Annotated in this window: 10 protein-coding genes and 1 pseudogene; all 11 read right to left on the bottom strand. The window is 69.3% G+C overall.

Annotated features, from left to right (window positions below):
- Positions 1–256 (bottom strand): annotated as a pseudogene (locus JWQ91_RS04000) (F0F1 ATP synthase subunit alpha); the annotation flags it as partial.
- A 69-nt stretch (positions 257–325) separates the two neighbouring features.
- Entirely contained in the window at positions 326–1,126 is an 801-nt protein-coding gene (locus tag JWQ91_RS03995; protein ID WP_297781131.1) for a F0F1 ATP synthase subunit delta, read from the bottom strand.
- The gene (locus JWQ91_RS03990; protein ID WP_297781129.1) at positions 1,126–1,674 is read right to left on the bottom strand and encodes a F0F1 ATP synthase subunit B; all 549 of its coding nucleotides are present in this window, start codon (positions 1,672–1,674) and stop codon (positions 1,126–1,128) included. The genes JWQ91_RS03995 and JWQ91_RS03990 overlap by 1 nt, the downstream gene beginning before the upstream one ends.
- 28 nt (positions 1,675–1,702) lie before the next feature.
- Positions 1,703–1,921 carry an ATP synthase F0 subunit C gene (locus JWQ91_RS03985; RefSeq protein WP_216822857.1) on the bottom strand — a complete coding sequence of 73 codons (219 nt, stop codon included), beginning with the start codon at positions 1,919–1,921 and terminating at the stop codon, positions 1,703–1,705.
- A 73-nt stretch (positions 1,922–1,994) separates the two neighbouring features.
- Positions 1,995–2,774 (bottom strand): F0F1 ATP synthase subunit A, encoded by a 780-nt coding sequence (gene atpB, locus JWQ91_RS03980; protein WP_297781125.1) that lies wholly within the window; start codon positions 2,772–2,774, stop codon positions 1,995–1,997.
- A 147-nt stretch (positions 2,775–2,921) separates the two neighbouring features.
- Entirely contained in the window at positions 2,922–3,323 is a 402-nt protein-coding gene (locus tag JWQ91_RS03975; RefSeq protein WP_297781123.1) for a hypothetical protein, read from the bottom strand.
- The gene (locus JWQ91_RS03970) at positions 3,320–4,441 is read right to left on the bottom strand and encodes an MraY family glycosyltransferase (protein WP_297781120.1); all 1,122 of its coding nucleotides are present in this window, start codon (positions 4,439–4,441) and stop codon (positions 3,320–3,322) included. Before JWQ91_RS03970 ends, JWQ91_RS03975 begins: the two co-directional genes overlap by 4 nt.
- Positions 4,441–5,091, bottom strand: coding sequence for an L-threonylcarbamoyladenylate synthase (locus JWQ91_RS03965; RefSeq protein ID WP_297781118.1), 651 nt, complete (start codon positions 5,089–5,091; stop codon positions 4,441–4,443). The genes JWQ91_RS03970 and JWQ91_RS03965 overlap by 1 nt, the downstream gene beginning before the upstream one ends.
- Before the next feature lie 22 nt (positions 5,092–5,113).
- Positions 5,114–5,656 carry a VTT domain-containing protein gene (locus tag JWQ91_RS03960; RefSeq protein WP_297781115.1) on the bottom strand — a complete coding sequence of 181 codons (543 nt, stop codon included), beginning with the start codon at positions 5,654–5,656 and terminating at the stop codon, positions 5,114–5,116.
- A gap of 13 nt (positions 5,657–5,669) precedes the next feature.
- Complete coding sequence (gene prmC, locus JWQ91_RS03955; protein WP_297781113.1) at positions 5,670–6,521, bottom strand: peptide chain release factor N(5)-glutamine methyltransferase; 852 nt, start codon at positions 6,519–6,521, stop codon at positions 5,670–5,672.
- A 10-nt stretch (positions 6,522–6,531) separates the two neighbouring features.
- On the bottom strand, positions 6,532–7,190 hold a 659-nt coding region (locus tag JWQ91_RS03950), incomplete at its 5' end, for a peptide chain release factor-like protein (RefSeq protein ID WP_297781111.1).

Here is a 7,190-nt window from a genome sequence, read left to right as displayed (position 1 = left end):
TGCCGGAGAACTCACCCAGGATGACGACGCCGATCTCGCGGACGTCGAGGTTGAGCGCGAGGCCCAGCGTGCCGTCCTCGAACTCGAGCAGCTCGTTGGCCATGGCCGAGGGCAGTCCCTCGACGCGAGCGATGCCGTCACCGGCGCTCGCAACGATGCCGACTTCCTCGGTCGCTGCAGCGCTGGGCTTGTAATCGGCCACGAACTTCTGCAATGCGTCGCGGATCTCGTCCGGACGGATCGTGAGTTCCGCCATGTTTGTGCCTGCCTTCTTGGTATGAGAACTAGTGCTTGGGAGACCGGTGCGGTCGGGGAGGTGTTCTGGCTATCCTGCGAGTCGCCGGCGGGCGACCTCGAGGCGCGTGGACATGGAGCCGTCGACGACCTCGCCGGCGACCGAGGCGGTGATGCCCCCGATGACCGAGGGATCGACCACGATGTTGAGGTGGACGTCGCGTCCGTACTTCTTGCCCAGCGCGGCGGCCAGGCGGTGCTTCTCGTCCTCGCTGAGCTCGTAGGCGACCCGGACCTCGGCGAGCAGGCGGTTGCGGCGAGCCGCTGCCGTCTCACCGAAGGCGGCGAGCGCCTTCTCGAACGAGCCCGTGCGAGCCGCGGCGGCCTGCGAGGCCAGTGCCAGCGTCGTCGACGAGACCTTGCCCCCCAGCAGGTTCGCGAGGAGCCCGGCCTTGGCGCCCGGGGCGATGCCCCGGTCGGACACGGCCTGGCGCAGCTCGCCGTCCGACCGCACGAGGCGGCCGATCTCGAACAGCTCGGTCTCGACCGCGTCGAGCTCACCGGCGGCGTCGGCTGCGGCGACCAGTGCGGTCACCCCGGCCGTCTCGAGCCCGTCGGTCAGGTCGCGTCCCGAGGCCCAGCGGCCCCGGACGGCCGCCTGCAGGACCGTCAGTGCGTCGGCGCTGATCTGCGCACCGAAGACCGAGGAGGCGAGGCCGGCCTTGGCCTCGGGCTCCGTCGACGGGTCCGTCAGCACGCGCCGCAGCGCGGGCTCACGGTCGAGGGTTGCGACGATCTCGAACAGCTCCGGACCGAGGTCACCCGTCGTGTCCGTCGCCGCGTCGACCGCGGCCAGGACATCGGCAAGAGACTTCGCTGAAATGCCACGCATCAGTTGGCCGACTCCTCGAGCTCTGCGATGAATCGCTCCACCGTGCGCTTCTGGGCGGCGGAGTCGTCGAGCACCTCGCCGACGATTCGACCAGCCAGCGCGGTCGCCATGGAGCCGACCTCGCTCTTCAGCTGAGCGACGACCTGCGCGCGCTCGGCCTCCACCTGGGCGTGCGCGGTGGAGATGATCCGGTCCGACTCGGCCTGCGCCTGGGCGCGGAGCTCGACAATGATCTGCGCGCCCTGCTGCTTGGCCTCCTCGCGGATCGCGGCAGCCTCGTGGCGTGCACCGGCAAGCTGCGCCGTGTACTGCTCGAGGGCGGCCTGGGCCTCCTTCTGAGCGGCCTGGGCCTCCTCGATGCCACCTTCGATCGCGGCCGTCCGCTCCGCGTACGCCTTCTCGAACATCGGGATGACGCTCTTCTTCAGGAGGAAGAAGATCAACGCGAAGACGATCAGGCTGATGATGATCTCGGCGGTGTGCGGGATCAGAGGATTGATGTCCTCAGTCTCCTCGGCTGCCGCCAGCACGAGACGTGTCGTGATCATGAGTGTGCCTTCTGTCGGTGGATCGGAATCAGGTGTTGCTGGACTTGAGGACGAACGCCAGCGCGAGACCGATGATGAAGAACTGCTCGGCGAGCACGAAGCCCAGGATCGCGATCTGGCGCAGCTTGCCCTCAGCCTCAGGCTGACGTGCGACACCGGTGACGAACGCGGCGAAGATCAGACCGACGCCGATACCAGGTCCGATCGCGGCCAGGCCGAGACCGATCATGTTTGCTGTGCCTCCCACGGCATTTCCTTTCGTTGTGACGCTCAGTCGAGCGTCGCTGGTGGGGATATGAAGTTGTAGGTCTGGGGGTTGCTCAGTGCTCGTCGGCCAGCGCCTCGCCGATGTACATCGACGAGAGCAGCGTGAACACGTACGCCTGGAGGAACATGATGAGGATCTCCAGGAAGCTGATGGCGATCGCGAGCAGCGCCGAGATGATGCCGGCGGGCAGGGCGAGCTTGTTGTCCGAGTGCAGCAGGAGGTACTCGCCACCGAGCGAGAACAGGATCAGCAGCAGGTGGCCGGCGAACATCGTGGCGAACAGACGCAGCGTGAGCGTGATCGGACGCAGGATGATGTTGGAGAGGAACTCCAGCGGGACCAGCAGCAGCAGGATCGGGCCCTTCATGCCGCCCGGGACCGTCTCGTGCTTGAGGTAGCCGAGGAAGCCCTTCTTCTTGATGCCGGCGCCGTTGTAGACGAGCCAGCTCAGGACCGCGATCCCCAGCGGGTAGCCGATGTGCGACATCGACGGGAACTGCAGGAACGGGATGAGGCCGTAGAAGTTGTTGACCAGCACGAACAGGAAGATCGTGAACAGGTACGGCACGAACCTCTGGAAGTCCTTGGACCCGATGTTCTCGCGGGCGATGCCGTTGCGGACGAATCCGTAGACGAGCTCGCCGGCGAACTGGGCCCGACCCGGCACGACGGCCGCGGGGCGCGCCAGCATGTAGAAGAGCGAGACGATCAGGACGCCCGAGAGGACGACGAGCACCATCGGCTTCGTGACGTCAGTGCCGAAGATCCCGGGCAGATCGAAGTCTGCAGGACCTGGGCTCGGCGGCTTCTCGGAGGAAGTCAACGTGGTCAAGGCGAGTGTCACTCGGTCACCTTCGTGTCATGGCGTGGTCGCCTGCGACCGCAGTCGACAGGCATACGGCCAGCGTCATTGTCGTGCGAAGAACCCCGGCGCTTGCGCGCGGGCCCGGTTCGCAGTGCCGAGGCTATCAGGGTCTGGTCAGCCTTCGTCGCGCAGGTCATAGGTCGGCACCCGCTCCTTGCGGAACGCCAGGATCTGCAGCAGCGTCCACGTCAGTGCGGTCACGATCGCGGTCAGGCCGAACGCCGTGGAGTCGATGTGGTCGGCCGCTCCCCCGACGTCGAACAGCAGCACCAGCACGATCAGGACGGCCAGCGACTTCGTCGCGAGGAAGCCCAGCGCGACCGGGAGCGACAGGGCGGCGCTGGCCTTGACGACGGGCGTCAGGACCAGCGGGGTCGAGCCGAGGAACAGGATCACCACGACGCTGCCCAGCAGTGCGCCGAGCACGCCGTCGAGGCCCTCCAGGAGGCCGAAGACGACGACGCACACGGCCGCCACCCCCAGGACGGGAACCAGCACGTGACGGAGCGACTTCATGACCAGACCTTCTCTTCGAACTTGGGGAGCAGGAACACCGCTGCGACGGTCAGCACCGCGAGGGCGCCGAAGCCGGCGATCGACTGCCAGCCGCTGAACAGGCTGATGACGACGCTGCCGAAGGCCACGAGGCCCGCGAAGGCGTACATCAGCAGGACGGCCCGGCGGTGCGAGTGGCCGATCTCGAGCAGGCGGTGGTGGATGTGCATCTTGTCGGGGCTGAACGGCGAGCGGCCCGCCCGGGTGCGGCGCACGACCGCCAGGGCGAGGTCCACGAACGGCACCAGCAGGATCGTGAACGGCAGGATCAGGGGCAGCAGCGCGGGCAGGAAGCTCGCCTCGGCCCCCCCGATGCCCTCCGACAGGCTGGTGGCGGGGAACTGGCCCGTGAGGCTGATCGACGAGCACGCCAGGACGAAGCCGATCAGCATCGAGCCGGAGTCGCCGATGAACATGCGGGCCGGGAAGAAGTTGTGCGGCAGGATGCCGATGCAGGCGCCCGCCAGCGCCGCCGTCAGCAGCGCGGCCGCGATCGCGCGGGTCTCGCCGTTCTCGACCGCCAGCACGAAGGCGTACGCGAAGAAGGCGATGGCGCCGATCGCGACCATCCCGGCGGCGAGCCCGTCGAGCCCGTCGACGAAGTTGACCGCGTTGGCGGTGCCGACGATCAGCACGACCGTGAAGATCATGGCCTGGGCCTGGTCGAGGCCGATGAAGTTGCCGTAGAGCGGCAGGTAGACGAACTGCACGCCCTGCGCCACGACGATGATCCCGGCGAGGACCTGCCCCGCGAACTTGCTGAGGGCGTCGAGCTCGTAGAGGTCGTCGACGATCCCGACGATGCAGATCACCGCTCCCCCGAGCACCACCGCGCGGGCGTCCTTGAACACACCGTCGTCGGCGAGCGAGAGGAAGGGCAGGTTCGTCGCGACGAGATAGGCCGCGATGAGGCCGCCGAGCATCGCGGGGCCCCCGAAGTACGGCGTCGGGATCGCGTGCACGTCGCGGTCGCGGACCCGGGCCACGGCGCCGAACCGGTAGGCGAGCTGGCGGGCGATCGAGGCGAGCAGGTACGTCACGCCCAGCGCGATGCCGAAGACGACCAGGTATTCGCGCACTAGGCGTCGTCCTCGGCGGGCTCGATCGTGTTGTTGAACGCGTGGAGGGCGTCGAGCGGGACGGCGCCCTGGCGCAGGATCCGCGGGGTCGAGCCGGTCGCGTCGAGGATCGTGGACGGCACGCCCGACGACGTCGGTCCCCCGTCGAGATAGACCGCGACCCGGCCGCCGAGCATGTCCTCGGCCTCCTCGACGGTCTGCGCGGCGGGCTGGCCGGTCGTGTTGGCACTGCTCACCGCCAGCGGGCCGGTCTGCTTGAGCAGGGCCAGGGCACGACGGTCCGCGGGCATCCGGACGGCGACGGTGTTGTGGGTGTCGCCGAGGTCCCACGTCAGGGACGGCTGCTGGTGGCAGATCACGGTGAGCGGGCCGGGCCACAGCGCCTCGACGGTGGACCGCAGCCAGGACGGGATGTCGACCGCGAGGGCGTCCAGCGTCGTGGGAGCGCCGACGAGGACCGGTGGCGGCATGTCGCGCCCGCGCCCCTTGGCGGCCAGCAGGTTGCGCACCGCGGCCGGGGAGAACGCGTCGGCGGCCAGCCCGTAGACGGTGTCGGTGGGGAGGACGACCAGCTTGCCCTCCTCGAGCGCCGCCTGGGCGGCGAGGAGTCCCCGGTCGAGCTCGTCGTCCACGCTGCAGTCGAACTTCACCCGGTCATCCTATGGCGCACGATCAGAACCAGCTGACCTGGTGGAGAAGGAACGCGATCGCGAGGAACTGGATCAGTCGCCCCGTGAACACCGTCGTCAGGAAGACCCACTGCGGCTGCTTCGAGGCGCCGGCGAGGATCGTCACGATCGCGAGCGGGGGGATGCCGATGAGGGACGACATGAACGCCGTCAGCCCGCCCGAGTAGGGCCGGTCCAGGAGGCCCAGCAGCCAGTCGTTGACCCGCTTGACCCACCGGAAGAACCAGGTCCGGGACAGTCGGCGGCCGATCCGGCGGCTCTGCGCCGTCAGGGCGTTGCGGGGTGGCCGGGGCTCGATCATCCGGATCTTGTTGGTGCCGCGCCGGGCGAGCTGGAAGACGAACGCCTTGCCGATCGTCGTCGCGATGACGTGGATCAGGATCAGCAGGGCGAGGAACGGGCGGCTGTTGACCGTCGCGCCCATCGCGACGACGTAGACCTCGGCGTTGACGAAGACCGGGAGGAGAGCCGCTCCGAGTCCGACGGCGATGGCAGCACCGATCAGTCCCAGCTCGTCGAGGCCCATGATGCGTCGAAGCCTATCGGCGGGGCTTGGTGGCGGTGACGAACCGTGGCCGGTCGGCCAGGTCCGTGTTGTCGCGCACGGCGCTCCAGCGCGCGCCGAAGACCGCCGGGGCGGACTCGCCCTGGACGTCGGCGTGCTCGGCGCCCACGACACCGCCGGGCTTGAGCAGCCGCCACGCGACGTCCTCGACGACCCGCATCGCGTCCAGGCCGTCGTCGCCGGACCACAGCGCAAGCGCCGGGTCGTGGTCGCGCGCCTCGGGGGCGACGCTCTCCCACGCGTCGAGCGGGATGTAGGGCGGGTTGGCCACGACGACGTCGACCGTGCCGTCGAGATCGCCGAACGCGTCGGCCATGTCCCCCAGTCGCAGGTCGACCCCGGTGCCGGCGAGATTGCGCTGCGCCCACTCGAAGGCGGGCTCGTCGAGCTCGACGGCGTGCACCGTCGCCCCCGGCACCTCGTGCACGACCGACAGCGAGATCGCGCCGGCGCCGGCACACAGCTCGACGACGACCGGGGCGTCGAGCGCCCTGGCGTGGTCGATCGCCCAGCCGGCGAGGACCTCGGTCTCGGGCCGCGGGACGAACACGCCGGGGCCGACCTCGAGGTCGACGTAGCGGAAGCCGGTCGACCCCGTCAGGTGCTGCAGCGGCACGCGTCGGGCGCGGGCGGCCACCATGGCCTCGAACGTCTCCTTCTGCTTGCCGTCGAGGCGGGCCGAGCCGAGCAGCATCATGCGGGGCACGCCCGTGACGTGGCTCAGCAGCATCTCGGCGTCGTGGCGGGGTGACGACACTCCCCCGGCCTCGAGATCGGCCGTCGCCTGCTCGAGCAGGCGCTCGGCCTGCGAACGTACCGCGCTCACGACCGGGTGCTCACTGGCCGGACTCGACCGCGGACAGGCGCTCGGCGAGCTCGGCGTCGACGAGCGACTTGATGACGTCGTCGAGGGCGCCGTCCATGACCTGGTCGAGGTTGTAGGCCTTGAAGCCCGTGCGGTGGTCCGAGAGCCGGTTCTCGGGGAAGTTGTAGGTGCGGATGCGCTCCGAGCGGTCGACCGTGCGGATCTGCGACTTGCGGACGTCCGACGCCTCGGCGTCCGCGGCGGCCTGGGCGGCGTCCAGGAGGCGGGAGCGCAGGATGCGCATCGCCTGCTCCTTGTTCTGCAGCTGGCTCTTCTCGTTCTGGCAGCTCGCGACGATCCCGGTCGGGACGTGCGTGATGCGGACCGCGGAGTCGGTCGTGTTGACGCTCTGACCACCCGGGCCCGAGGAGCGGTAGACGTCGATCCGCAGGTCGCTGTCGTTGATCTCGACGTCGATGTCCTCGGCCTCGGCGAGCACCAGCACGCCGGCGGCCGAGGTGTGGATGCGGCCCTGGGACTCCGTCACGGGGACGCGCTGCACCCGGTGGACGCCGCCCTCGAACTTCAGCAGCGCGTGCGGCGCCTCGCCCGGCTCCGGGGTGCCCTTGGACTTGACCGCCATCGTGACGGACTTGTAGCCGCCCAGCGCCGACTCGGTCGCGTCGAGGA

It is taken from the genome of Aeromicrobium sp. (assembly GCF_025965075.1).
Lineage (GTDB): Bacteria > Actinomycetota > Actinomycetes > Propionibacteriales > Nocardioidaceae > Aeromicrobium.
This window is presented reverse-complemented; position numbering and strand designations above follow the sequence as displayed.